Source organism: Prochlorococcus sp. MIT2308 (genome assembly GCF_059772345.1).
Genome location: NZ_CM186283.1, coordinates 756,688 through 782,122, shown reverse-complemented (window position 1 = coordinate 782,122; position 25,435 = coordinate 756,688). Strand labels below are relative to the sequence as shown.

The window sequence follows — 25,435 nt, the reverse complement described above, 5'->3', positions numbered from 1 at the left end:
AAAATCATAACACTTTTTATTCTCTAGATTCAAATTATAGTAATTAATTATAAATGATTCTAAATATAGCTTCTTATACATAAATATCTTTTAAGTTTGCTTGTTAAAAAGTAACTCATATTTTTTTGCAGCTTCAGAAGGAGTTAAGATATAGTCATTTATTCTCTTAGACAGTTCATTGCTCACTTCCAAATATACCTCTTGACTGCTTCTTATTTTTGCAGCTCTTGATATTACTACTTTGATATCTTTGTAGCTAAAAGACTTTGCTACTAACCCATAAGGTCGGAGTAAATCTAGGAATGGTCCAGTAGGAGTTGATATTACTGGGGTCCCTGCTAATAGTGATTCAACAATAACATTTGGGAATGCTTCAGAGTATGATGGCAAAATGAGAAAGTCTGATTTTCGATACTCTTCTAGTATTTCCGATACAGTTTCTTTAGCAATTGGATCAATACTATATTGATCACACAACCTTTTGAAGTCTGGGTTAGACATGCAACACCCTGTACCAATACATCTTAATTTAAATGGAATCTTTACTTCATTAAGACATTTAAACAAAGTCTCATATCCTTTTTCCTTACTAAACCTTGCCACAATAATTAGCTTTAGTGAATTGTGTTCTTGAAATTCATTTCTTTTCTCTTTCTTACTAGTTTGGGTGTTTTTGTTTTCATAACAATTTGGAATAACTATAGTTTTAGACCTTAGTAAAAATTTAGTTATTATTGAAGAGGCTATTGCACTTGAGTTTGTGACGTGGTGTATTCTTTTTGGATATATAAAGTATATTATTAATGTAAAAATAAGTAAAACTCTACTAACTATAGATTGTCTCAGTGAGAAGAGCGATCTGTGGCAACAAAATAATTTAGTTTTAAATGGCCTTAATACTCCTAGTAGTAGTGCGTATAAATTGCCCTTACCAAGCCAACCGACAATTACAGTACTTTTAATCTGGTTGTCTATTAAAGCTATTGAGTACTTTAAAGACTTATAAATAGTACAAGGATTACGAATGTTAACTGTATAGTACTCAAACTTATTGAGATTTTTTAGATTGCTAAATTCTCCAATCTCCTCATATCTAGAAAAGCAGATCATACTTACTTTATATTCAATTACGCTTCCTAAAAGTTTGGATAGTTGTCTTTCTGCACCACCTTGCTTATTACTACCAGAAATTATTAAAAGTCTTTTCTCTTTACTCATTAGAAAATATTAGAAATAATACTTTTGTTGAATTTAAAATCAATTTAAAACTTCAATTCTCATGGCACAAGAGTATTGTCCTTATGCCACCTTTATTACAAGCTAATTCGATAATATCCTCGTTATTTAAATTTTGAAATATGCATCTTTTGTCGCCATCACTATTAATTTCTTTTAGGGGAGAGTATCCAAAAGATTTGATACGATTTGTACCTTCTTGTGATGATGATCCTACATACTTATTTCTGTAACCCAATTTAAAAAGATCACTTAGAGTCTTCCTAAAGTCATGTTCTTCTCCATACCTAGATAGATGTGTTTCGAAAATAATCATAGGCTTTGTTTTTATATTATTAAATGAACGTACAAGCCCATTTAATATTTCTACTTCATGACCTTCTACATCCATTCTTATTAAATTTATATTTCTTCCACTAAGGACTGTCTCTACAGTCATTGTTTTAACATTTACGGTCTCTCCAGATAAAAATTGTTTGCCACTGCCAGTTGCATGGAAAGTGTTTAAGTTAGACATATGAGACAGATGGAACTCTTTTATTGAGTCTTCATCTGATATTGCCGCTTCGTGTATTTCGATTTTGTTATAATTATTTAATTCAAGATTTCTTTTCAGTAGAGCAATGTTTGATGAGGAGGGCTCTACTGCAATCAATCTCCCAGAATCTCCTATTAATTTTAATTCCATTAAGGCATAGTAACCAATATTAGCTCCAATATCTAGTACATTCATTCCTTCTCTAAGCACCTTTTCTAATATATATTTATGTTCTAACTCTCTATTTCCAAAAAGAATTAGAGCTCTTGATATGCCTCTATCATATAAATCTAGAAACATTTCATAATTGTATATCTTCTTCTTAAGGTATTTATTTCCAATAACTCTATTGCCTGAAGCTAAGGCATGGTTGAATGATGCAACTAATGTCTCTTGCAGGCCTCTGCTCTTAATCAATTTCAAGAAATTACTAATACGAGGCATATGCTTGTTGATTGAAATATCACTACAATAGAATATTGATTAGCGTGTTAAATGAATATTCCTTGATAATCTTTATATGAAACTAAATATTTTAACGCCAGGCTTTAAAACACCTAATGGTATTGCTTTTCTATTTCCCTTTATAGTTTGGAAATCCTATTTAAAGCAGTCAGGAATAGAAGTTTGTTTTGAAAACCACCTTTCTCCAGAGTTATTTGATTGCGATATTCTGTGTGTAGACAGTAAGTATTTTGCTAGTAGATGGAAAGATTTTAGAGAAGAGACCGAAAAAATATTTGAGCAATTTTCCAGAAATGTTGACTCTGTAATTTACTTTGATACCACAGATAGTACTGGTATGGATAATACATACCCACTTCCATATGTAACTGCATGGGTTAAGAACCAATTACTTGTAAATAAACAAGAGTATTTAAGACCTATATATTCAAAGGGCCGAATTTATGGAGAATTTGCTTTCAAAAAAGGGGTGGCCCTAGATCCCGAGCCATCTTGGTCTGTTCCCATTACCAATGAAGCCGATCTAGGGAAGCTTCGTTTAGGATGGAATTCTGGTTTAGCAAATTATTCTTTACTAGGTCCTATTTCAGCCAAGTTATTAGACCGGCTTAAATTGACAAGACTATTACGCTTTAATAGTAATTTTAAAAATCCACTTTCCCAACGTGATAATTCTTTTAGTTGTAGATATGGTGTTAACTATATACAAAAAAGTGTAGCGTGGAATCGGGAGGAAGTTTCAAGAATACTAGGTTTAAACTTTAATACAAATAAAGTTAATAGATATCAGTATTTTCATGAGTTGGAAACCTCAAAAGTAGTAATATCTCCATTTGGATTAGGAGAGATAACTCTCAAGGATTATGAGGTTTTCATTACCGGTGCAATGTTGTTCAAACCATCAATGGATCATATGCAAACTTGGCCACCATTTTTTAAAAAAGAACAGACTTACATAGATTACAAATGGGATCTTACTGATTTCAAATCAAAATTGGCCTCCATAATCAATGATGATAAAATTCGTACATCAATAGCAGTCAATGCGCAGAAGAACTATATAAAATATACTATTTCAAAATCTGCTCCAATTTTATTTGTAGAGCATCTAAAGCAGCTTATAAAAAGTATCATATAGTCTTTTGTAAAATTTATATTAACTATAAATAATAGTTTCTCCTCTGAATTTATTATTAAAAATTAAATAAGGCTTGCACCCCTTTTTATATACTAAATCTGATATATTTTGAATCAATATATTTGTTGAATCGATATATATGCTTCTGGCATACTATAAAGTAATTACTTCTTATTATATAAACTTTTAAATTTAACTTAATTGTATAGATAGTTAAAGTCATTTTATGATCTAGCATTACTATGTCTTATATAGAATTAAAGAAAATACTATATATATAGTATTATTTTATACTTTTAGAGAAATAGTTTTTCGTAGCTAATTCGAAATAGCTAAATAGAAGCAGCAGTTCAAGAAGAGATATTCTCATGGAAAAACAATCATTCCGGATTTCTATTAAATACAATTCTATACTGTCTTAAATCTAAAAGATTGACTCAAGAAATATTGATTCCATTGTCTACTATGAGAAACCGCTAAAAACTTTTGAGAGGTTGTTATGGATCTAATTTCAAGTCTCACCTAGAGGATTACGTTCATTTCTTGCTGCGATGCAAATCTGGGTAAAATAATAATTATTTTTAAAATTAGAACTTAAGAAGCAATTTAAATCCTCATAAAAACCTTGTTTCAAATAAAGAACCTCATATTCAAGAATTAATATTCTAGGAGATCATTAATCGCATATTTCTGCTGCTTTTTAATCCAAGTCCATTTTAAGAAGCAGTCGTGCTGGGAATTAATGGATGGGTTAGGCGAGTGGGCAACAATATCAACTTGGGTTTGGGAAGGCAATAATATCCAAGCTCTTTAGAAAATTACTTTCCCTCATCCTTTAGGACTTCAATAGTTATCTTCAATCCTTTTTGTTGATTCAAAGTTAATTATGGTGAAAATAAATTTGTGGGTCTGGCACCCTAGAAGAAGCAAATAATCTAAAACAAATATTTCATTCAGATAAATGGTAAATAGAATCACTGCTGGATAGCATTATTACTGAATAGCATTATTACTGAATAGCAGTATATCGATTTAAGGGGTTTAATCCATTGTGTGGCTTTTTCTTTAGTAATAGATCCATTGATCATGACAATAAAGATTCACTTAATAGAATCAAATCATTGCTGTATCATCGTGGACCTGATAACCAAGCTATTTATCAAGATAATGTAGGCACCTTCGTATTTTCTAGGCTTTCAATTATTGATTTAGATGATAGGGCTTCTCAGCCAATGAGAGACATTGATGGCAGATATTTGATTATGAATAATGGAGAAATTTACAACTATTTAGAATTAAAGGAGGAATTGAGTCAAGAATACTCCTTCACTACCAAAAGTGATACTGAGGTATTTCTTAATCTTTGGAGAAAAGAAAAAGAGTTAAGTATTAGCCATTTAAGAGGTATGTATGCTTTTTTGATTCTAGATAGGAAAAGAGGGATTATTTATTTCGGAAGAGATCCACTGGGTATTAAACCATTATATTTCTCATTTAAAAATAGTAACTTGGTTATTTCTAGTGAAACATGTGTATTTAGAGAACTAGGTTTTAATAGCTTGGATAAAAGTGTATTACCTGAATTAGTTACTTTTGGCTCTCCTGGTGATGAACGGACTGGCTTAAAAGATGTAGAAAGATGTATTCCGGGATGTATATATTCTTATGAATTGGGTACATCTATACTGTCTAAAATACCTCATAAATCTTTAAATAAAGATCAATATTCCTTTTTTACAAATTTACCAAAAAGCCTAAATGAAAAAGAAATTGTAGATCTAGTCGAAGAGGAGTTATGCAAAAGTATAGAATTACATTTAAGAAGTGATGTAGGCTATTCTATCCAATTGAGTGGAGGTGTTGATTCAAGCTTAATTACTGCGTTGGCTTCTAAGATTACACAAAAGAAACAAAAGACATTTGGCTTAGAAATATTAGGATCTCATCAGGACGAGGCTTGGGCGAGAAAATTGGTAGTTGATAAATATCAATGTGAACATACTGAAGTGACTATATCCTCTGAAACATTTGCTAATTACTTTGAAAGAACAATTAAAGCATTAGATAGTCCAATTGTTCATTCAGGTTCTCCAGCAATTATGAGACTTTATGAGATCATGAGACGAAATTCACCAGTTGCAATAACTGGTGAAGGAGCTGATGAAGCTTTTATGGGATATAGTAGATATAGAGAGGCTGATAGATTAAAAAAAATAGGTTTATTTGCTAAAATTATCCCAGAATTTATTATTCCATACACTAGATATAAAGCAGCTAAATCATATACTCGTTCAAGAGACCCTATATGTTTTAGCAGTGTCTATAGTGATACAACTAACTTGATAAATACATTTCCAGATCTTTTTAAAGGAGACAGGTTTTTAAACCCAAGAATCATATCGAAATACGGCTGCATACAAGACAAGATTAATTCTTACGATATAAGATATTATTTGCAAACTTTATTGCACAGACAAGATATGCTTTCTATGCAAAGTTCAGTTGAATGTAGGACACCTTTTGCTGATCAAGCTATATTTTCGCTTTCAAAATTAATCCCACTAAATTATAAGGTAACTAAGTCGGAGACAAAAAAGATTCTTAAGACTATAGCATTAAAGTATCTACCAAGATCCATTATTTATAGAAAGAAAATAGGTCTAACCATTCCTTTGGATGATTGGTTGAAGACCGAAGAGATATTCCTTGATAAACTTTCTCAACTTAAAGGTACAAATTCGAAACTTGCACAATATTCTAATAGAAAAGTTTTATCTAAGTATGTATCTGATTTTATGAATGGCGATTTGTCTTTACGGCAATTTGATATTTTCAGATTGTTGTGCATTGAAGAGTGGTTGGGATTATTTAACTGATCTATAGATCAGTTATAACTTATGTTGAATAGAAACAAATAGCGAGGAAGTTGATTGATTAAAGTTTGAAGGGCTTTTGTCTCTTTTCTGCACTTCTTTTGGTGTCTTGTTTTCTTTGTTTAAGGTACTCACTTCCATTTAAAAAAATTATTAGTTGATGTAAGTTTTTTTGATATTTTTTCGATTTTAAAACTGATTTCTTAATATTGCTTTTATTTGTTTTACAACCTGCCTCTTGATCCCAATTCCCTTGATACTCAGTGTATAGTCATACTATATGGGATGTAATCTATGACTAGATTTTATGGGTTTAGTACGAAAATAGATCCTTTTTTTCTGTCCTCATTAAGAATGACTGCTTATGCAGACTGCCTCTTCAGCAAAGATTAGAAACTTTTTAAGTCAAGGTTGTTTTCCTTGAATTTTTTTCATTATGATTAAAGAGGAACTGTACAAATTATATGAAAACTTTTGATGAGTCTTCATCTTTTTATAATGAAGTAATTAATTTGATTGATTTAAATGATCATCAAGGTGCTATTGAGTACATTGAAAAGAACATTGTTGGTAACAAAAAATATGAAGATATTGCATTAGCGTATATTATTTGTGGCTTTTTGAATGATTATTTGGGAGATTATATCTCTTCTATAGATTGCTTCTCAAAATCAATTAATTTAGAATCTGAATTGGAAATTTTAACTATAAGGTCTAAAGATATTTCATTTAGTGGTAGAAGTAATTCTAGGTATAAGAATGGCGATTATCAGGGTGCTATAGATGATAAAAGGAAAGCAAAAAAGATAAGATTATTAGAATATGATAAATTCCCTCAGGAAAATAATATCAAAATAGATTACAAAAATATTTTATTAGGTACTTTTGTCAAAATAGACTTAGAGCCTAAATATAAAACATTAATTAAAGTTTCAAAAATTAAAAAAAGTAGATACGATTTAATTGCAGATTATAAAAAAGTAATAAGTAAGAAAAGAAAAGAGGAAATTATAAAGAAATTGGAGTTAATAAGTGAATCAAAGTATAAAAGCGGAGACTATAAAGGGTCTATAAATGCCATTCGAAGAGCAGAGAAATATTATTAATTATCAAATAACTTTATTACTTATTATCACCAATAAGGATCACTAAAGAATTCAACAGTAAGTTCTTTTTTATCCGGTACTGAGGCGATGCAAGCACGAATGACTTCTCCATCTACTTCTATTTCGCATGCACCGCAGCTGCCTCCAAGGCACCCAGTAGGGATCTCGATATTTGCGTCATATGCAGCTTTTAACCATTCAGAGCCTGGAGTGCAATTGCTTGATTTCTTATTAGGCCAATTTATTTTTACAGTTTTCATTATTTAAATTATTTAATTAGTATGTTCATATTTATATTTTCTTCGAATGCGTCAGTTAGTAAATCTAATAACTTCTCTCTTTTATCATGATTCTTTTCTTCGTGAGCAGTTACTTTCTTTAATCCCTTGCTCTGTCTGATTTTATTTATCCATTCCCTGCGCCATTCATCATTTTCAAAAATTCCATGTAAATAAGTTCCTCCAATAAAGCTTTTATCTTCTTTTTCAATTACCCATCCTAAATTACTGTTTTTAAATAGAGAAATAATATAGGAATCTTTATTGTTGATCAAATCACTTTCCCCGTAATGCATCTCAAAACCTGTTACATGCTGTGAATCTGGCCATGAAACTCTTTCTTTCCTTTGCGAGGTGTGCTTTATTTCTCCAAAAGTTGTTTTTATAGGAAGAATGTTTATTCCAATATTTAAAAATTTATTTGGTTCATTAATACTTTCCTGCTGATGTGGGTCTTCTAATGATTTGCCGAGCATTTGTAATCCTCCACATATGCCAAAAACATTTCCCCCATTTTTGGCATACTCTTTTATTTGATTGCTCAATCCACTTTTATTTAAAATCTTTAAATCTTTGATAGTTTGTTTGCTTCCAGGAATGATTAACACATCTGGTTCCCCAAGCTCTTGGCCAGGTTCTACCCATCTTATTTGAATACTTGAATCACTAAAGAAAGGGTCTAGATCAGAAAAATTGCTAATTCTGGGTAATTTTATAATTGCTATCTCTATTTCTGCACTTTTATTTATTTGTTTCCTTTCAAGTAGGTCAAGAGAATCTTCAGGTGGAAATATTTCTTTTAGCCAAGGCAATATTCCTAAAACTGGAATTCCTGTTTCTTTCTCTATCCATGTAACTCCCGATTCAAATAAGGTTTTATCGCCTCTGAACCTATTAATAATTATCCCTTTAATTAATCTTTTTTCATCTGGGTTCATCAATGCAATTGTTCCAATAATTTGAGCAAAAACTCCTCCTCTTTCAATATCTGCAACTAAAATGCAATTTGCATTTAAAAATTTTGCTAATTTCAGGTTTGTAAGATCTTTATGTTGCAAATTTACCTCTACAGGACTTCCAGCTCCCTCAAGAATTAGCCTTCCGTCTTTTTTTAATAATATTGCTAGCCCTTTTTTGATAGCTTCCCACCCTTGATCGAACCAGTCTTTGTAATAATTTATGGCTTTACTAGTTCCGACGCTTTTGCCTAGGTGAATGACTTCACTTGTGCAGTCCCCTTTTGGTTTTAGAAGCACAGGGTTCATTTCAGCACATGGCTCTAATCCTGCAGACCAAGATTGAAGGGCTTGAGAATATGCCATTTCTCTTCCCTTCTTATCTACCCAAGCGTTATTACTCATATTTTGCCCCTTAAAAGGTATTGGCTGTTCCCCTTTCCTTTTTAAATATCGACAAATAGCAGTGGCTATGAGTGATTTACCCGCCCCGCTTGATGTTCCTAAAACCATTAAAGGAGTGCGTTTTATTTCTTTAGTCATCTTGGTGATAATTGGTATTTTATGCATGTAATTAATTTTTTTATAAGTGATATTTTTTTAGTAAATAAATTAGAATCTACCTCTAGGACTTTTCTGCCTATTGGCGTAATACGAACTTTTGATGTAAGACCTTGGCCATCAACTTCTCTTCTTAAAACGCCTATTTTAATTAATTTAAGAAATTCATTTTCTATGAATAAAGGACTATTGATAAACATAAATTCTTGGTTCAAATATTTTGATTTATTCTCAAAAACATTTTGTGCGCTGAGGCTCTCTTTTTGAAGACTTTGAAAAAGAAAAAAGTTAAAGGGACAGTTTTTTATCCCTTTCTTTGCTCTCCTAAAGATTTTTTGATCAATCAGAAACATTTAATTAAATGGATTTATTTTTAATAGAAGATCAATAATGATACTAATAATGATTAAAAAATTTAGTTTTCTATGTTTGTGCTTGCCTCTGCATCCAAAGCACGTCAAAAATTACTTGATCAAATAGCTTTGAAACACAAAGTTATTGTAAGTGATTTTGATGAGACACAGCTTCAAGAATCAGATCCAATCTTAAAGGTCAAATTATTAGCTAAAGGCAAGGCTGAAAGTGCATTAAAAAAGTTGATCAAGAAAAATAAACCCTTTAATACTTTTCAAGCTTTATTAGGTTGTGATTCGTTGTTTGAGTTTGAAGGAGAAATTTTCGAAAAGCCAATTAATAAAGAGCAATTGATATCTAGATGGCAAAGGATGTCTGGAAAATCTGGATTTTTGCATACAGGGCATTATTTGATTTCACTAGTTAATTTCAAATCAGATATGAAAAGTATTTCATTGAATAAATGCAGTGAAGGAGTTGTGAGCACCAAAATTGAATTTATGAGTTTATCAAACAAGGAGATCATAAAATATGCTTCAATTCCTGAACCATACAATTGCGCTGGAGGGTTTGCTATCGAAGGTTACGGAGGAATATTTATAAAAAAAATAGAAGGATGTTTCAGCAATGTTATTGGACTTAGCTTGCCATGGTTAAAAAATAATCTAGAAAAATTCGGCTTATCTGATTTGCTTATAGACGTATGAAAATTAAGTTAAATATTTTAAGCATAAAAAAAAGCCCCCTGTTAGGAGGACTTTTTTTAAATTTGGGATCTAATCTAGATCAGGCATTGAAAGAGCAGGCTCTTGTGAACGACTGATACCTTTTTCAAATCCTGCAGCAGCAGCTCTCGCACGGCCAGCATGCCAAAGATGACCTACAAAAGTAAACCAACCAAGGAAGAACTGAGCACCTGCAAGCCACTGGCGCAAATTAACAAAGTTAACTGCATTTGGCTCAGTAATGATTCCACCAACAGAGTTGATAGAAGCGTTAGGAGCATGAGTCATATATTCAGCAGCACGACGAACTTGCCAGGGCTGAATATCATTTTGTATTTTGTCTAGACTTAATCCGTTTGGACCTCTTAGTGGTTCAAGCCATGGACCTCTGAAGTCCCAGAAACGCATGGTTTCTCCACCAAAGATGATTTCACCAGTAGGTGACCTCATGAGGTATTTACCCAAACCAGTGGGGCCCATTGTTGATCCTACATTGGCTCCAATACGTTGGTCGCGAACAAGGAATGTAAAACTCTGTGCCTGAGAGGCTTCAGCGTTTGTTGGACCGTAGAACTCAGATGGATATGCAGTGTTGTTAAACCAGATGAAAGTTGAAGCAACAAAACTTGCAACACAAATTCCACCCAATGCATAACTTAAAAGTCCTTCACCATTCCAAATGAAAGCTCTTCTTGCCCATCCGTATGGTTGGGTGAAGATGTGGAAAAGACCACCAATTATTTCAATTACCCCCAGGTAAACATGTCCTCCGACAATATCTTCCATTGAGTTAACACCAACCATCCAGCCACCGCCACCCCAAGGTGTTGATAGCAGATATCCAAAAATAATTCTTGGATCAAGTGTTGGATTAATTAAATGGACTTCTCCTCCGCCAGGAGCCCAGGTGTCATAAGCACCACCTATGTACATCCAATTGATGGACCATAGGAGGGCACCAACTCCAAGAACAACCAAATGAAAACCAAGAATATTGGTCATTTGGTTTTTATCTCTCCAGTCAGTTGAGAAGAATGGGAAATCTTCCTCTAATTTTTCTGGACCAGCAAGAGAGTGGAAAACACCCCCAAAGCCAAGGATTCCAGATGCAACAAGGTGTATAACCCCCGCAATGAAGAAAGGCCAGACATCTGTGACTTCTCCACCAGGACCAATACCGTATCCGAACATGGCTACGTGAGGCATACAAATTAAGCCTTGCTCCCACATGGGTTTATCCATGGTGAAGTGACTTACTTCGAAGAGCATCATCGCACCCGCCCAGAACACAATTAGTCCCGCGTGAGCAATGTGAGCACCTAATAATCTTCCAGAAAGATTAATTAGCCTTGCATTTCCTACATACCAGGCGTAACCAGTCTCTTCAAGACTTTGATTAGGGGCTTTGAGTAAACTATTAAAGGGCGTTTCCACGTGGGAGTACCTCCTCAGGGAATACAAAGTTTTCGTGTGGTTGGTCTACAGAAGACATCCATGCACGCATACCTTCATTAAGAAGGATATTTTTGGTGTAGAAAGTTTCAAATTCAGGATCTTCAGCAGCTCTGATTTCTTGGCTAACGAAGTCGTAAGCACGAAGGTTTAGAGCTAGTCCGACGATTCCAATCGATGCGGCCCACATGCCTGTTACTGGCACGAAGAGCATCAAGAAATGAAGGAAACGCTTATTTGAGAAAGCAATACCGAAAATCTGACTCCAGAAACGGTTTGCAGTAATAAATGAGTAAGTCTCTTCTTCCTGTACTGGATCGAAACCTCTGAAGGTAGAACTTTGAGTTTTACCGTCTGAATACTGACTTGAATCTTCGTAAAGGGTGTTCTGGACTGTTGCACCGTGAATAGCACAAAGTAGTGCACCACCAAGAATTCCCGCCACTCCCATCATGTGGAATGGGTTAAGCGTAATATTGTGGAATCCTTGAATGAAGAGAATGAAACGGAATATTGCTGCAACTCCAAATGAAGGAGCGAAAAACCAACTATGCTGTCCTAATGGATAAATGAGGAAGCAAGCAGTAAATACTGCAATAACTGCTGAGAAAGCTAGTGCGTTATATGGACGGATACCAACTAGTCTTGCAATTTCGAATTGACGAAGCATGAAGCCAATAAGACTAAACGCACCGTGAAGAGCAACGAAATTCCATAAGCCACCAAGCTGGAACCAGCGAGTTAAATCGCCCTGAGCTTCTGGTCCCCAAAGGAATAGAAGACTATGACCCATGGCATCGCCAGGAGTACTTACAGCGGCAGTGAGGAAATTACATCCCTCAAGATAAGAACTGGCTACACCGTGGGTGTACCAGGAAGAAACGAAGGTTGTACCTGTAAACCATCCACCAATAGCTAGGAAAGCCGTAGGGAAGAGAAGTAGTCCAGACCAACCAACAAATACGAATCGGTCGCGCTTTAACCAGTCATCGAGGGCGTCAAACCAACCTCGTTCTGTTGCGCTTCCAACAGCGATCGTCATGGGAGGAGCGTTGCTGAGCTTTTGTATACGTCGAGGACTTTAACAACGATGACGGGGTTTGTGGGTAAATCTTTAACTTGATGAAATCCCTTGTATTGAATTGAGATAAAAGCAGTGTTTTTTATTTCTTCTTATTAAATCTCAAAAACTTAGTCTCTATAATGTTTTGAAAGGGATGTGCTTCCCAATTTTATGAGCTTATGTCATCTGAATCAAAGTTAAGCCAATCGGATAAAGAGTTATCTGATTTGGTTCTAGAACAGAAAATTAAAGGTTCTCGTAAGGTTTCGAACTACATAGTTGCTTCGATGCTTAGTATTGGTGGTGTTGGATTTTTGTTGGCTTCAATCTCTAGTTATTTTGGAAGAGACTTTTTACCACTTGGAAACCCTTCAACGCTAATTTTTGTTCCTCAAGGCTTGGTTATGGGTCTTTACGGAGTAGCGGCTTTTTTGCTTGCTCTTTATTTTTGGAGACTAATAAGCATCGATTATGGGTCTGGCGTTAATAGATTTGATAAAAACAAAGGAGTTTTATCTTTGTCTAGGAGAGGTTTATTAAAAAATATAGAAATAGAAATTCCAATTGATGAGATTAAAGCTGTGAAATTAGAGGTAAGAGAGGGTTTTAATCCTCTTAGAAGAGTATCTTTGAGAATTAAAGGTAGAAAGGATTTGCCTATATCTAGAGTTGGATCTCCTAAACCTCTATTGGATTTAGAAAATGAAGGTGCTGAAATTGCTAGGTTTTTAGAGGTTAATCTTGAAGGAATTTAAAAAGGATAATAAAAGCACAAAGATTTTAAATAAAACTTTCACTTATAAATCCCTAAAACCAGCTTTTATTTTTTTAATTCTTAATTCGATTTTTATATATGGATGTTCAAATTTAAAGAAAAAAGAATATGTAAATATATGTTCTACTACAACACTTCCCTGCCAGAATTCAAATGCATATGTTTTGTTGATTACAAATAGAGGAAAGATAAAAATAGAGCTTTATGGACAATCAGCTCCAATAACTGTAGGAAACTTTCTTGATTTCGTAGAAAAAGGAGCCTATAATGAAACTATCTTTAATAGGGTTATTAAAAAGCCTTACCCTTTTATTATTAGAGGTGGAGAAACTATTTTAAAAGAAAATAAAAATAAGTTTATAGATGTTAAAACAGGTAAAAAAAGATATATTCCTTTAGAGATAAAACTAAGAACAAAATATTTACCTATTTACGGGAAAGAAATATACGATTCTAGTCAAATAAATAATATTGAACTTAAGCATAAGAGATCATATTTATCAATGGCCAGATCTAAAAATCTTAATTCAGGAAGTTCTCAGTTTTATATATTATTAAAATCTTTACCAGAACTAGATGGAAGATATTCTGTCTTTGGGAAAGTAATTAGTGGTATGAATATAGTTGATTTAATCGAGGAAGAAGATTTTATAATTGAAGCAAAAAGAGTCGATTCCTGAATCAAAATATTATTTTTTAGCTTTTAACATTTCAGTGTTTACTCCTGAGGCCCTTTTAAGAGCAACTTTTCCAGTCCTGGCAATTTCTAAAATTCCATATTGCTTCAATAGGTTCTCTAGAGCGACAAGTTTGCCTGGATCTCCAACGACTTCAAGTGTCATCGCATTGTCAGAAACATCTACAACTTTTGCTCTAAAAACTTGAACAAGGTCTAAAATTTTTCCTCTGTTTTCTGATGATGCTGAAACCTTCAAGAGCATTAACTCTCTTTCTACAGCTGGTAATTTAGTTAAATCAAGAACTTCTAAAACATTTATTAATTTGTTTAGCTGTTTTGTCATTTGTTGAAGTGTTGATTCGTCCCCTTGAACGACCATTGTTAATCTTGATATTCCTTTGGCTTCTGCAGGGCCGACAGCCAAGCTATCAATGTTAAATCCTCTTCTTGCAAAAAGGCCTGCAATCCTGCTTAATGCTCCAGATTCATCTTCAACTAAAACTGAAAGTGTGTGCTTCATATTTTTTACTTAGAAGTTTTTAAGTTCCTCAGCCATTTCAGAACAATCTGATTGAAATGTTTAGGTAATTCATCGTGGAGACAATGGCCAGCTTCATTAATCACTTTTAATTTAAGCCAAGGATGGAGCTTTATAAGTTTTTTTGCTAAAAATATAGGTATCAATTTATCTTGCTTACCCCAAATCAATAAAATTGGTGGGCGATTTGGAAGTGTTTGAATTTTTTCAATGATAGATGGACCTTTTGCAGAGGTTGGCCTATTGCTCATTCCAATGCACATGGCTCTAAGAGCTTTTGATGCATTTACCCTCCTGGCAGGGACGGTAACTATTTTTCTTAATGGAATGTCATTTGAAATTGAGCTAAAATACGCACTTTGAAGGGCAAAAGTAATTAATTTTGTCCTAGATATTAAATTTACTAAAATCTTAAGTGGAAGTAAATGAAAAAAAAGTTTTATAAGAAAACTTTTGAGTTTTTCCAACGAACTCGGAAAAGATAATTTAATTGGATTTATAAAAACTGGCTCTGGTAGTGGAGCTGCTATTACTGTCTTTATCTGCGCTGCCTTTTCAGAGAGGGTTGTGAGTGCTGTTAAAGCTCCTAATGAATTTCCAATCAAAATAACCTTTCTATTCTTTTGAATGTCGACAATTTCATCAAGAAAAGAAGCTAATTGTGCTGCCCAAATTTGATTGTCTAAATATCTTATTTTGCCTTTAAGATTTTGCTCTGATTTCCCAAAACCTAACAAATCTATACCGAATACCCTATAACCTTCCGATGCAAATATTTCTGCATTGTTTCTCCAATGATCGCTGCTGGCTCCAAAACCATGTATTAGAACAATGGGAGGATTTGATTCCTCTCCAGTTACCCTGAAGTGAACCATATTATTTTTATAGTTCCAATATTTAGACTCACCCCAATCTGGGGATCCTATGAAACGCCTTCTATTAAAAATATTTTGCTGCATTTGGTTAAAAACCTACTTTGACTTTGAGGTTTATAATTTTTAAATTTCATTTTAAGTTTATTTTAAAAATTTGCTTATGCTTTTCTATTGCTGTCTGAATGTCAGGGCTTTAGGTTTTAATAGAAGATGAGTTAAATTATCTGAATGGCATCAGAAATTTTTGGAATCGCTGCAGTCTTTTGGGTTTTAATTCCCGTTGGGCTCTTAGGAGGAGTTCTTCTTTTGAAACTTCAAGGTGATTGATTTCCACAATCCATAGTTTGCCCATTTAAGCTCGAATCTTGTAATGAATTCAACTATGCAAGTTCTGGTGATTGGTGGCACAGGAACTCTTGGTCGCCAAATAGCCAAAAATGCCATAGATGCAGGGCATAAAGTGCGTTGCATGGTTAGGAAACCAAAAGCAGCTTCATTCCTTCAAGAGTGGGGCTGTGAGTTAACCCGTGGCAATTTAATAAATAAAGAAGATATTGAGTATGCCCTTGATGGTGTAGACGCTGTTATTGATGCAGCTACTAGCCGACCTGATGATCCTCGCAGCGTTTACGAGATAGATTGGGATGGAAAATTAAATCTATACAACGCTTGTGAAGAAAAAAATGTAAAAAGAGTAATATTCCTCTCTCTATTAGGAGCAGAAAAATACAGGCAAATTCCATTAATGGATATAAAATATTGCACTGAAGAATTATTGGTTAGTTCATCTTTGGATTACACCATCTTGCAAGGTGTAGCTTTCATGCAAGGTGTAATAGGTCAATTTGCTATTCCAATCTTAAATAATGAACCGGTTTGGATAAGTGGAAATCCAACCGAAATTGCTTACATGAATACGCAAGACATAGCTCGATTTGCTGTCGCAGCGTTAGATAGGCCTCAAACCATAAAAGGAAGATTTCCCATAGTTGGTCCTAAAGCATGGAGTGCAAAAGAATTGGTTGGTTTATGTGAAAAGTTCAGTGAAAAAAGAGCGAGAGTATTAAAAGTTTCTCCAACCATAATTTCTATTGCTCAATCAGTTGTATCGTTTTTTGAATCGACCTTAAATGTTGCTGAAAGGCTCTCTTTCTCTGAATTGAGTGGGAATGGAGGGAAATTAGATGCTCCTATGGATGATACTTACACTGCTTTTGGTCTTGATAAAGCCGATTCAACAACAATGGAGGGTTACATAAAAGAGTATTACGGAGTTATTTTGAAAAGACTTAAAGATATTGGGGTTGACCTTGATATTGAAGAGAAAAAGAAATTCCCTATTTAAACTGTTGCAAAACTATAGTTAATATGTACTATTGAAAAAACTTTTATTTGTAATGTCCATTAGTCAAATCAAAAACCTTAATAGAAGATTGGAAAATCTATCTAAAGAAGCCTCTTCCGAGTTAGATAAATTATGTGGTAATGAGTTATGGAAAAGTATTGGTTTTGATGCTTTTGATGGTTTGGATGATGCAGGTATAAGAGCTTCTGCAAATTATTATTATGGACAATTTCAAACTGCTAGAGAGTTGCAAGAGATTTTTAGCTAAATATACATTTATTGGTTAACCAAAGACTTTTTAGAATACAATTATTTTAGTTAATTAGTGATGCAAAAAAAAACACATGATTGAAACATCCGGCGTTATTGAAAAAGAGCAAGGCAATGGATTCTATCTTGTAACTCTTGAGCAGCCCGCTGGACATCAATGCTTGTGTAGGGCCGCAGGAAAATTAACAAAATTTAGAATAAAATTGCTTGCAGGAGACAAAGTCCTAGTTGAAATCAGTCCTTATGATCTGACACGGGGTCGAATCACATACAGGGAGCGAAATGTAGGCCCCGGTGGAGGAAGGCAAGGTGGGAATAGACCAGGTGGACCAAGAAAAAGATAAGGCTTTAATAGCTAATCAACTAGTGAATCTAATGCAGATTTATATTCACTTCTTGCTTTGACACCTTTCCATTGTTCTTTTAATTCTTTATTTTTAAAAAGATGAACCGTGGGAGTTCCGCTCACATCAGCTTGCTTTGCAATTTCTTGATCGCTTTCTATATCAATTTCAACGCCTATAGCTTTTCCTTGTGATTCTTTGAGGACTCTTTGAAGTTGGGGCTTGAGTATATGACAGGGGCCACAGCTACTGGATGTATATATAACGAAAAGAGGTTTCTCTGTCTCATGGTACAACTTTCTCAATGCATAACTTCCCTTTTGCCATGTCTTGTCAGGGTCAAAATTTTCCTTGTTACTAACTTCTAAAGTTTTTGTCGTCTCAGCCTTAGATGGCTCTAAATCATCTCGTTTAATAAGAGTTGCCAGATTATTTTTTGATAGCCATCTTTCAGCGGCTAGAGCTGCTTTGCAACCACTTCCAGCAGCAGTAACTCCTTGACGCCATTCCGAATCGGCGACATCTCCTGCTGCATAAACACCTTCCAAAGAAGTCTCGGGCCTTCCAGGTTCTGTTAATAAATAACCTTTTGCATCTGTATCTAACTGTTTGGTGAACAAAGAGGTGTTTGGAGTATGCCCAATTGCATAAAAAAGGCCTTTAGCAAAAATCTCATCTTGCTGGTTTGTATTTTTTCGTTTGACTTTTAATTTCTCCAACCATTCATTACCTGAAACATCTAAAAGCTCAGTCTCCCAATGAATAGTAACGTTAGAGTTTGCGATTACTCTATCGGCCATTGCTGCAGAGGCCTTTAACTTGTTTGATCTAACTAACAAATGTACATGGCTTCCATATTTAGTTAGATATTCAGCTTCTTCGCAAGCAGAGTCTCCCCCTCCGACTACTGCAAGTTCTTCATTCCTGAATTGAGGAGTTGCACCGTCACAGATTGCACAAGCGCTTATACCTTTACTCCAAAAAGATTTTTCGTTCTTAAGCCCCAGACGATTGGCACTTGCTCCTGTTGAAATAATTAAGGAGTGTGATTTGATTTTTTTTGTATTAGTTAGAATAGTAAAGGGTCTTTTGCTTAAATCAATTGATATTGCATCTTCTTCAATTAACTTTGTTCCCCATCTCAAAGCTTGAGCTTTTATTAAATCCATCAACTCCGGCCCCTGAACCCCATTAGGAAAGCCAGGGAAATTCTCTACAAATGTGGTTGTCATTAATTGTCCCCCAGGGATTCCACCTTGTTCAAAACCTGTAATTAGCAATGGTTGCAGATTCGCTCTTGCAGCGTAAATTGCTGCAGTGTATCCAGCTGGTCCTGAACCTAAGATTACTAAATTCTCATTTTTTAATTCTTTACTTTCAGCTGCCATGCCATATTAATTCAGACTGACTTATACGATATAAGAAAAAATCTTGAAAGTGTATCTAAAGCCTAAGAAAGTGGATTACTTCTAAATCATTAATCGATTAAAAATCAAAGCTCAAGAAGTTCGTCGGCGTCAAAATTTTCTTTTTGAAAGTGAGGCACTTTTAAGGTTGAAGCCTGTAATCCCTCTGGATAAGTATTTATGCAAGTAATCCATTCACAGAATTCCTGGCTGATAGCGTAGCTATCTTCATATCTTTCCACGCTATCAAGTAAAGCTATTCTGCTTGCGGCCCAACAGCTTGCGATACTTATTCTCTTGTTGAAAGAAGCATTCATAATTAATCCCCAACGAACTTACCTTGACATGCCAATGGGAGATTAACTTGTGTTTTTTGGTACAAATTTGCGTTTTGTCGGCAAAACGAAATTATCACTTAAGATTTTAGATTTTCTTTATATTTGTGATGGAAAAAATATTTCTGTTGTTTCTTTATTTTATTGATTATTGATTAAAGCTTTTATTTTGTAATTAATCACCGTCATGCTATACGGCTTCTGTATGGTTGATTAATAATTTCTCAACATCATTTATGCCTTCAACTGCTGCATTCTTGGCTAACTCATAATCTCCATTAGCCTCTTCTTCCAAAGCCTTTGCAATCTTATTTGTTAACTCTTCTTTCCTTCCTTCAATCATTACAATTATTTCATTTTCTATTACTTTTCTAACAGCTTTAGATGGCAATCTGTCATCTTTTGCTTCAGCAAATGTTCCTTGCACAAGTTCTTGTATAAATAATCGGTGAACTTCACTACTTCTTAAAAAACTTTCGGTTGCATTGATGATGCCTTCAACCAAGGCTTCATCTGGTTCAGATTCTTTATTTGCAAGTTTGAATTCCCAATCAAGATGTTTCCTTTGCCATCCGGAGGCGTGAAGACTTGGCATTACTGTCTGAGAAAAAGTGTCTACAGACATTTCATAAATTCGTTCTGCTAGCCTCTCACACCACTCTTTGCCATGACTTTGAAGATTTTTTTGCATGGCTGTTCTTGGAACAGCATGCCCACCGTGATGGCTATGACATACACCATCAGGACATTCGATCGCGGTGAGGCTCATTTTTTTTGATCGATAACATTTTCTCATTTCCTTCATAGCCAAGAAAAACTATTAGGAAAACCTTTCTTAACTAAAAATGGTGGTATTCAAACGTTTCCTCTCCTAATCTTAATGAGGATCAATTTTTTTACTTTTGGTTAGTCTCTTAATTCCTTTCGAATCAGCTTTTGAGGAAACTCGCGTTTCAGCTACTCCAGAGACTGTTAAAAAGTTTTTGGACCTGGGTTGTAAAGTATTTTTTGAAAAAGGTTCAGGACAGGCTGCTGGTTTTTTAGATAATTCTTATGTTGATGCTGGCGCTGAATTAATTGAAAAGGAAAATAATGAGGTAATAAAGATTGTTGATATAGTTCTCTGCGTTCAGCCTCCGGATGAAAAATTTCTTTCACAATTAAAACCGGGCTGTTTTCTTGTGGGATTACTGAATCCTTACGGGAACAAGTTATTAGCCGAAATATTAAAATCTCAAAAAATTTCTGCAATATCTTTGGAGTTGCTTCCGAGAATTAGCCGAGCACAATCATCAGATGCATTATCTTCTCAAGCAAATATAGCTGGATATAAATCCGTACTTTTAGCAGCTAGTGCTCTTGATAGATATTTCCCGATGTTAATGACTGCTGCTGGAACAATTCAGCCTTCAAAAGTTGTTGTTTTAGGCGCTGGAGTCGCAGGATTGCAAGCTATTGCAACAGCAAAAAGACTTGGTGCTGTTGTCTATGTGAGTGATATACGAGAGGCTGTGAAAGAGCAAGTTGAATCACTAGGCGCAAGATTTATTGAGCTTCCAAAGATTGACGAAACCCCTTCAGAATCTGGAGGATATGCAAAACAAGTTTCGGATGAATTTCTCATTGCACAAAGAAAAGAATTGGCTACTCAATTATCTGAAGCTGACGTAGCGATTTGTACTGCGCAGGTTCCTGGTAAAAGAGCTCCAAAACTTATTGATGAAGATATGTTGGATGATATGCGTCCTGGTTCGGTAGTGATTGATCTTGCTGTCCTTAGTGGTGGTAATTGTGCATGCTCAAAACCAGGAGAAACTATTATTAGAAAAGGGGTCAAGATTATTGGTGCATCTGATCTGCCTTGTTCAATTCCAAATCACGCAAGTTCTTTATATTCCAGAAATTTATTGTCTCTTCTAAAACCGATGTTTAAAGAGGGTAAGTTTTTAATTGATAACGATGATGAGCTTATTAGTGGTTCTTTGATTAGTAAGGATGGAGTAATCCTTAAATCAGAAATCATTGAGAATGGAGGAATTAAGTAATGAGTTTTTTTAGTGAAGCTCTTTGGGTGCTTCTTCTTGGAAGTCTTTTGGGACTAGAGCTTATAGGCAAGGTTCCGCCAACCTTGCACACTCCATTAATGAGTGGAGCTAATGCAATCTCAGGCATCACCATGCTTGCAGCTTTAACATTGATAATCAAATCAGGAGACAATTTACCTTTACTAATAATTGGCTCAATATCTCTTGGTTTTGCCTTATTCAATGTAATTGGTGGCTTTCTTGTTACAGACAGAATGCTTGCAATGTTTAGCCGTAAAAAAACTCGTAAATAGGATTATTTCTTATGACTTTTATTGGTCCAATTAAGTTTGCTATTGATCTACTAGCGGTTTTATTACTTGCTTTGGGCATTAAAGGCCTGTCAAAAGTTAGATCAGCAAGGGAAGCAAACAGGCTTGCTGCTATTGCAATGTTATTGGCTGCTTTTGGGGTTTTGATGAACTCTCAAGGCACTATTGGGATTTCTATTGACTCTTGGGTTTGGATAATTAGTGGAACCTTGATTGGTGGGCTTTTAGGAGCCATTACAGCTAAAAAAGTTCCAATGACTGCAATGCCAGAAATAGTGGCTTTGTTTAATGGTTGTGGAGGAATGTCATCACTTTTGGTTGCACTTGGTGTTGCATTATTCCCATCTTCAGAGGGCTCAGATGGAGTTGCAAGTGAGCTTGTCAGGAATTTTTCAATAGTAGTTTCACTCTTTGTTGGAGCGATTACTTTCTCTGGATCAATAGTTGCAATGGCCAAGCTTCAGGGTTGGCTGTCTACACCTTCGTGGACCCAAAGTAAAGCTAGGCATTTCTTTAATATATTGTTTGCTGCTCTTGCTTTGATTGGCGGGATCTATCTTTTAATAGATGGAAAAAATGGTCTTTTCCTTATTGTAGTTGCTTCATCTTTGCTTGGTATTGGAGTTACTCTTCCTATTGGCGGAGCAGATATGCCAGTAGTTATATCTTTGCTAAATAGCTACTCAGGAGTTGCAGCAGCAGCGGCAGGTTTTGTTGTTGGTAGTCAACTTTTGATTGTCGCCGGTGCAATGGTTGGAGCTGCTGGACTGATCCTTACACAAGTCATGTGCGATGGCATGAACAGATCTTTAGTTTCTGTTTTGTTTGGAGGTGCACTTGGTGCTAGCTCAGTTGCCTCAGGAGGTGGAGGAGAGTATACAAACATAACTAGTTGCAGTCCGGAAGAATGTGCACTCACGCTCGAAGCTGCAGAGAGAGTTGTGATTGTTCCAGGTTATGGTCTTGCCGTGGCCCAGGCTCAGCACACCCTAAGAGAGGTCACCAGAGTATTAGAGAGTGCCGACATTGAAGTCACGTATGCCATACATCCAGTTGCAGGAAGAATGCCTGGTCATATGAACGTTCTTTTGGCAGAAGCAGATGTTCCATATGAGCAATTAAAAGAAATGGATGTGATTAATCCTGAATTTCCTGCTACGGATGTTGTATTAGTTCTAGGAGCGAATGATGTGGTTAATCCTCAGGCTAAGAATGATCAGACTTCGCCTCTTTATGGTATGCCAGTTTTAGATGTTCAAGAAGCTAGAACAGTATTTGTTGTTAAGAGAGGAATGAGTGCTGGATATTCAGGGATAAAAAATGATCTTTTTGATTTGCAAAATACTTCTATGGTCTTTGGAGATGCAAAAAAAGTTCTTGGAGATCTTTTGTTGGAATTAAAGGAGCTTGGACTTGGCAGTAAAGGATAATTTTAAAAGACAAGGTTTACTATCAGATTTAGGAATAAGCCCTTTTAAAGAGCGTATCCCCTGGATTGGTCCTGACCTTCAGACCCTAAGAGATACATTCGCTTCCGATGAATTACCTGATGTCAACTCATCAGAGATTCGTATCAATGTTCCACCACTAAAAAGTAGAAAAAAAGGAGGAGGTTCATTAGTTGCGTATTTGGATAAACCATCAAGTTCCTTGCGCATCAATGGTTTAGTTCTACTTCTGCATGGACTTGGTGGTTCTACTCGTAGAAGAGGGTTGACTAGAATGGCTAGTGCTTTGGTGCAATCAAACTTCGCCGTTTTGAAACTCAATCTGAGAGGTTCAGATCCTTGTAGAAATTTTGTTGATGGTACCTATGCCGCTGAGTGCAATAGTGATTTGGTTCCTGTATTAAGGCGTGCTAGAGAGATTTCATACCAATTAACTAATGACTATAAGTGTTCAAAAAACATTCCTCTTTTTGGCGCTGGGATTTCTTTGGGTGGAACCATTCTTTTAAATGCTTGTATGAGTGATGAGTCTTTCTTAGATGGATTGGTATGTATTAGTAGTCCTTTGGATTTGAGTGAGTGTAGTTCATCTATTGAAAGACCGAGAAATTTTATTTATCAGAAATGGTTGTTAAATCGTTTAATTAGGCAAACTTTAGAAGATCCTTTTGGGATAGAAGAAACTGAAAAGGATGCGTTAGTAATAAATAAAAAAGATAAAAAAAGAAAAATAAATGATATTAGATCCTTTGATAATTTTATAACTGCTCCGAGGTGGGGATATGAAAATGTTGATGAATATTATGCGAAAGCATCTCCATTTTTCTCTCTTATTAATAATGAAAAATCTATTCCTAAAACATTATTTATTCAATCTAAAGATGATCCTTGGGTTCCTTATTTTGCTGCTGAAAGACTAATGAAAAAAATGAAATTTTCTAAAGATCAAAATTTTAATAAATTTATTTTTACTGAAAAAGGAGGACACAATGGATTTCATGGGGTTCAAGGTTGTTGGGGGGATCAAGTTGTTTCTAAATGGTTTTTATCTTTGAAAAATATTTAATCTAAAACTGCATTTTTGTAATATTTTTTTCTGAATAATCTAAGACTTCTTCTCTGGCCCAGCTGTCAACTTCAAGAATTTCACTGAGGCTTGGATTTAGATTTAGGTCGCATTTATGTTTCTCGCAAATCGCCTCAATTACTTTTGGAATATCGATAAATTTAAACCTTTCTTCTAGAAATAGTTCTACTGCTTTTTCATTAGCGGCATTAAGCACTGCTGGCATTGTGCCTCCTATTTTTCCTGCGCCGTAAGCAAGTTCCATACATGGATATTTTTTAGTATCTGGTTCTTTAAAAGTTAAATTGCCTATTTCAGTAAGCTTTAATCTTGGCCAAGGTGTTTTAAGTCGACCAGGCCAACTTAAACAATACAAAATAGGGAGCTTCATATCTGGCCATCCCAATTGAGCTAAAACTGATGAATCATCCAATTCAACCATCGAGTGAATGATGCTTTGTGGATGGATAATGATTTCGATTTGATCATATGAAAGGCCGAAAAGATAATGCGCTTCAATGACTTCGAGTCCCTTATTCATAAGGGTTGCAGAATCTACAGTTATTTTCTTTCCCATGCTCCAATTAGGATGGCTAGTCGCATCATCAACAGTTGCTTTAGCTAAATCTTCAGCTTCCCAATCTCTAAATGCTCCTCCTGATGCAGTTAATTGTATGGATTTAAATCCTGGAGTAGGCACCCCAGTTGAGAGTCTTGCATTTTCAGCCCATGGCGTTCCTTGGAGACATTGAAATATCGCTGAGTGTTCAGAATCTGCAGGCAAGAGCCTACTTCCACTTTTTTTTAAAGCAGGAATGACAACTGGTCCTGCTGCAATCAAAGTTTCTTTATTTGCTAGAGCTAGGTCCTTCCCTGCTTCAATAGCTGCAAGTGTTGGCAAGAGACCAGCACAGCCAACTATTCCAGTTACAACAAGATCTGCACTTCCCCAAGCTGCTGCAGTATTAAGTCCTTCGGCTCCCGCCATCAATAAGGGTTTCTTGAATATTCTTGAATCTTCAGTAAGACTATTTATTCGCCTAGACAGTTCTGGCAAAAGAGACTCATCGGCTAGTGAAACGACTTCAGGTTGATGAGTTTCAATTTGTTTGATTACTAAATCAAGATTCTTTCCTGCTGTTAGCGCAACAATTTTGAATTGATCAGGAAACTCTTCTGCAATTTGAAGAGTTTGAGTTCCAATAGATCCCGTTGAGCCTAAAACGCTTATGGCTTTCACATTGTGAAGTCAA

Annotated in this window: 27 protein-coding genes; 14 read left to right on the top strand and 13 right to left on the bottom strand. The window is 35.1% G+C overall.

What is annotated here, in order from left to right; all coding sequences use genetic code 11:
- Positions 1–90: 90 nt before the first annotated feature.
- Together AC6EIW_RS04765 and AC6EIW_RS04760 are read right to left on the bottom strand one after the other, a co-directional pair.
- Positions 91–1,218 carry a glycosyltransferase gene (locus AC6EIW_RS04765; protein WP_498521423.1) on the bottom strand — a complete coding sequence of 376 codons (1,128 nt, stop codon included), beginning with the start codon at positions 1,216–1,218 and terminating at the stop codon, positions 91–93.
- A gap of 52 nt (positions 1,219–1,270) precedes the next feature.
- On the bottom strand, positions 1,271–2,218 hold the full coding sequence (locus AC6EIW_RS04760) for an FkbM family methyltransferase (RefSeq protein WP_498521422.1): 948 nt from the start codon (positions 2,216–2,218) through the stop codon (positions 1,271–1,273).
- Positions 2,219–2,294: 76 nt separating this feature from the next.
- Here AC6EIW_RS04760 and AC6EIW_RS04755 point away from each other — a divergent pair, with 76 nt between their 5' ends.
- From AC6EIW_RS04755 to AC6EIW_RS04745, 3 genes are all read left to right on the top strand, one after another.
- A complete protein-coding gene (locus AC6EIW_RS04755) occupies positions 2,295–3,377 on the top strand; it encodes a hypothetical protein (protein WP_498521421.1) in 1,083 nt (360 codons plus the stop codon).
- A gap of 1,049 nt (positions 3,378–4,426) precedes the next feature.
- Complete coding sequence (gene asnB / locus AC6EIW_RS04750) at positions 4,427–6,253, top strand: asparagine synthase (glutamine-hydrolyzing) (protein ID WP_498521420.1); 1,827 nt, start codon at positions 4,427–4,429, stop codon at positions 6,251–6,253.
- Between the two features lie 461 nt (positions 6,254–6,714).
- On the top strand, positions 6,715–7,356 hold the full coding sequence (locus AC6EIW_RS04745) for a tetratricopeptide repeat protein (protein WP_498521419.1): 642 nt from the start codon (positions 6,715–6,717) through the stop codon (positions 7,354–7,356).
- Between the two features lie 26 nt (positions 7,357–7,382).
- Here the strand turns inward: AC6EIW_RS04745 and AC6EIW_RS04740 are convergent, their stop codons facing one another.
- Genes AC6EIW_RS04740 through AC6EIW_RS04730 form a run of 3 tightly spaced genes read right to left on the bottom strand, consistent with a single transcriptional unit; the run spans position 7,383 to position 9,504 of the window.
- On the bottom strand, positions 7,383–7,616 hold the full coding sequence (locus AC6EIW_RS04740) for a 2Fe-2S iron-sulfur cluster binding domain-containing protein (RefSeq protein ID WP_498521418.1): 234 nt from the start codon (positions 7,614–7,616) through the stop codon (positions 7,383–7,385).
- An 8-nt stretch (positions 7,617–7,624) separates the two neighbouring features.
- Complete coding sequence (locus AC6EIW_RS04735) at positions 7,625–9,133, bottom strand: cobyric acid synthase (RefSeq protein WP_498521417.1); 1,509 nt, start codon at positions 9,131–9,133, stop codon at positions 7,625–7,627.
- Positions 9,130–9,504 (bottom strand): Npun_F0494 family protein, encoded by a 375-nt coding sequence (locus tag AC6EIW_RS04730; RefSeq protein WP_498521416.1) that lies wholly within the window; start codon positions 9,502–9,504, stop codon positions 9,130–9,132. The genes AC6EIW_RS04735 and AC6EIW_RS04730 overlap by 4 nt, the downstream gene beginning before the upstream one ends.
- A 72-nt stretch (positions 9,505–9,576) precedes the next feature.
- On the opposite strand from AC6EIW_RS04730, the gene AC6EIW_RS04725 reads away from it, so the two are divergent.
- Positions 9,577–10,212: a nucleoside triphosphate pyrophosphatase gene (locus AC6EIW_RS04725; RefSeq protein ID WP_498521415.1), complete on the top strand. Its 636-nt coding sequence runs from the start codon at positions 9,577–9,579 to the stop codon at positions 10,210–10,212.
- 69 nt (positions 10,213–10,281) lie between these two features.
- On the opposite strand, the gene psbC is transcribed toward AC6EIW_RS04725, so the two are convergent.
- Positions 10,282–11,664 carry a photosystem II reaction center protein CP43 gene (gene psbC, locus AC6EIW_RS04720; protein ID WP_498521414.1) on the bottom strand — a complete coding sequence of 461 codons (1,383 nt, stop codon included), beginning with the start codon at positions 11,662–11,664 and terminating at the stop codon, positions 10,282–10,284.
- On the bottom strand, positions 11,648–12,724 hold the full coding sequence (gene psbD, locus AC6EIW_RS04715) for a photosystem II D2 protein (photosystem q(a) protein) (protein WP_498463213.1): 1,077 nt from the start codon (positions 12,722–12,724) through the stop codon (positions 11,648–11,650). The genes psbC and psbD overlap by 17 nt, the downstream gene beginning before the upstream one ends.
- 200 nt (positions 12,725–12,924) lie before the next feature.
- Between psbD and AC6EIW_RS04710 the strand changes: the two genes are divergently transcribed.
- Positions 12,925–13,500, top strand: a complete 576-nt coding sequence (locus AC6EIW_RS04710; RefSeq protein ID WP_498521413.1) for a photosystem I assembly protein Ycf4 — start codon at positions 12,925–12,927, stop codon at positions 13,498–13,500.
- A complete protein-coding gene (locus tag AC6EIW_RS04705; protein WP_498521412.1) occupies positions 13,487–14,200 on the top strand; it encodes a peptidylprolyl isomerase in 714 nt (237 codons plus the stop codon). The genes AC6EIW_RS04710 and AC6EIW_RS04705 overlap by 14 nt, the downstream gene beginning before the upstream one ends.
- Before the next feature lie 9 nt (positions 14,201–14,209).
- On the opposite strand, the gene ilvN is transcribed toward AC6EIW_RS04705, so the two are convergent.
- Together ilvN and AC6EIW_RS04695 are read right to left on the bottom strand one after the other, a co-directional pair.
- The gene (ilvN, locus tag AC6EIW_RS04700) at positions 14,210–14,719 is read right to left on the bottom strand and encodes an acetolactate synthase small subunit (protein WP_498521411.1); all 510 of its coding nucleotides are present in this window, start codon (positions 14,717–14,719) and stop codon (positions 14,210–14,212) included.
- A gap of 5 nt (positions 14,720–14,724) precedes the next feature.
- On the bottom strand, positions 14,725–15,696 hold the full coding sequence (locus AC6EIW_RS04695; protein ID WP_498521410.1) for an alpha/beta fold hydrolase: 972 nt from the start codon (positions 15,694–15,696) through the stop codon (positions 14,725–14,727).
- A gap of 144 nt (positions 15,697–15,840) precedes the next feature.
- On the opposite strand from AC6EIW_RS04695, the gene petM reads away from it, so the two are divergent.
- The 4 genes from petM to infA all read left to right on the top strand — a co-directional run bounded on the left by petM (position 15,841) and on the right by infA (position 17,571).
- Positions 15,841–15,939, top strand: coding sequence for a cytochrome b6-f complex subunit PetM (gene petM / locus AC6EIW_RS04690; protein ID WP_011294850.1), 99 nt, complete (start codon positions 15,841–15,843; stop codon positions 15,937–15,939).
- A gap of 55 nt (positions 15,940–15,994) precedes the next feature.
- Positions 15,995–16,957, top strand: a complete 963-nt coding sequence (locus AC6EIW_RS04685) for an NAD(P)H-binding protein (protein ID WP_498521616.1) — start codon at positions 15,995–15,997, stop codon at positions 16,955–16,957.
- A 52-nt stretch (positions 16,958–17,009) separates the two neighbouring features.
- Entirely contained in the window at positions 17,010–17,225 is a 216-nt protein-coding gene (locus tag AC6EIW_RS04680) for a DUF8669 family protein (RefSeq protein WP_498521409.1), read from the top strand.
- 76 nt (positions 17,226–17,301) lie between these two features.
- Positions 17,302–17,571 carry a translation initiation factor IF-1 gene (infA, locus tag AC6EIW_RS04675; protein ID WP_011294847.1) on the top strand — a complete coding sequence of 90 codons (270 nt, stop codon included), beginning with the start codon at positions 17,302–17,304 and terminating at the stop codon, positions 17,569–17,571.
- 11 nt (positions 17,572–17,582) lie between these two features.
- Here infA and trxB read toward each other — a convergent pair whose 3' ends face one another.
- The 3 genes from trxB to AC6EIW_RS04660 all read right to left on the bottom strand — a co-directional run bounded on the left by trxB (position 17,583) and on the right by AC6EIW_RS04660 (position 20,081).
- Positions 17,583–18,959 carry a thioredoxin-disulfide reductase gene (gene trxB, locus AC6EIW_RS04670; RefSeq protein ID WP_498521408.1) on the bottom strand — a complete coding sequence of 459 codons (1,377 nt, stop codon included), beginning with the start codon at positions 18,957–18,959 and terminating at the stop codon, positions 17,583–17,585.
- 104 nt (positions 18,960–19,063) lie between these two features.
- Positions 19,064–19,294 (bottom strand): DUF8673 family protein, encoded by a 231-nt coding sequence (locus AC6EIW_RS04665; protein ID WP_498521407.1) that lies wholly within the window; start codon positions 19,292–19,294, stop codon positions 19,064–19,066.
- Between the two features lie 208 nt (positions 19,295–19,502).
- A complete protein-coding gene (locus AC6EIW_RS04660) occupies positions 19,503–20,081 on the bottom strand; it encodes an EF-1 guanine nucleotide exchange domain-containing protein (RefSeq protein WP_498507831.1) in 579 nt (192 codons plus the stop codon).
- 133 nt (positions 20,082–20,214) lie between these two features.
- Between AC6EIW_RS04660 and AC6EIW_RS04655 the strand changes: the two genes are divergently transcribed.
- Genes AC6EIW_RS04655 through AC6EIW_RS04640 form a run of 4 tightly spaced genes read left to right on the top strand, consistent with a single transcriptional unit; the run spans position 20,215 to position 24,182 of the window.
- Positions 20,215–21,357, top strand: coding sequence for a Re/Si-specific NAD(P)(+) transhydrogenase subunit alpha (locus AC6EIW_RS04655; protein ID WP_498521406.1), 1,143 nt, complete (start codon positions 20,215–20,217; stop codon positions 21,355–21,357).
- Positions 21,357–21,650 (top strand): NAD(P) transhydrogenase subunit alpha part 2, encoded by a 294-nt coding sequence (locus AC6EIW_RS04650; protein WP_011294842.1) that lies wholly within the window; start codon positions 21,357–21,359, stop codon positions 21,648–21,650. Before AC6EIW_RS04655 ends, AC6EIW_RS04650 begins: the two co-directional genes overlap by 1 nt.
- Before the next feature lie 11 nt (positions 21,651–21,661).
- Positions 21,662–23,098, top strand: coding sequence for an NAD(P)(+) transhydrogenase (Re/Si-specific) subunit beta (locus AC6EIW_RS04645; protein ID WP_498507829.1), 1,437 nt, complete (start codon positions 21,662–21,664; stop codon positions 23,096–23,098).
- Entirely contained in the window at positions 23,082–24,182 is a 1,101-nt protein-coding gene (locus AC6EIW_RS04640) for a serine aminopeptidase domain-containing protein (RefSeq protein ID WP_498521405.1), read from the top strand. The genes AC6EIW_RS04645 and AC6EIW_RS04640 overlap by 17 nt, the downstream gene beginning before the upstream one ends.
- Before the next feature lies 1 nt (position 24,183).
- Here the strand turns inward: AC6EIW_RS04640 and AC6EIW_RS04635 are convergent, their stop codons facing one another.
- Positions 24,184–25,422 (bottom strand): 1-deoxy-D-xylulose-5-phosphate reductoisomerase, encoded by a 1,239-nt coding sequence (locus AC6EIW_RS04635; protein WP_498521404.1) that lies wholly within the window; start codon positions 25,420–25,422, stop codon positions 24,184–24,186.
- Between the last annotated feature and the right edge of the window lie 13 nt (positions 25,423–25,435).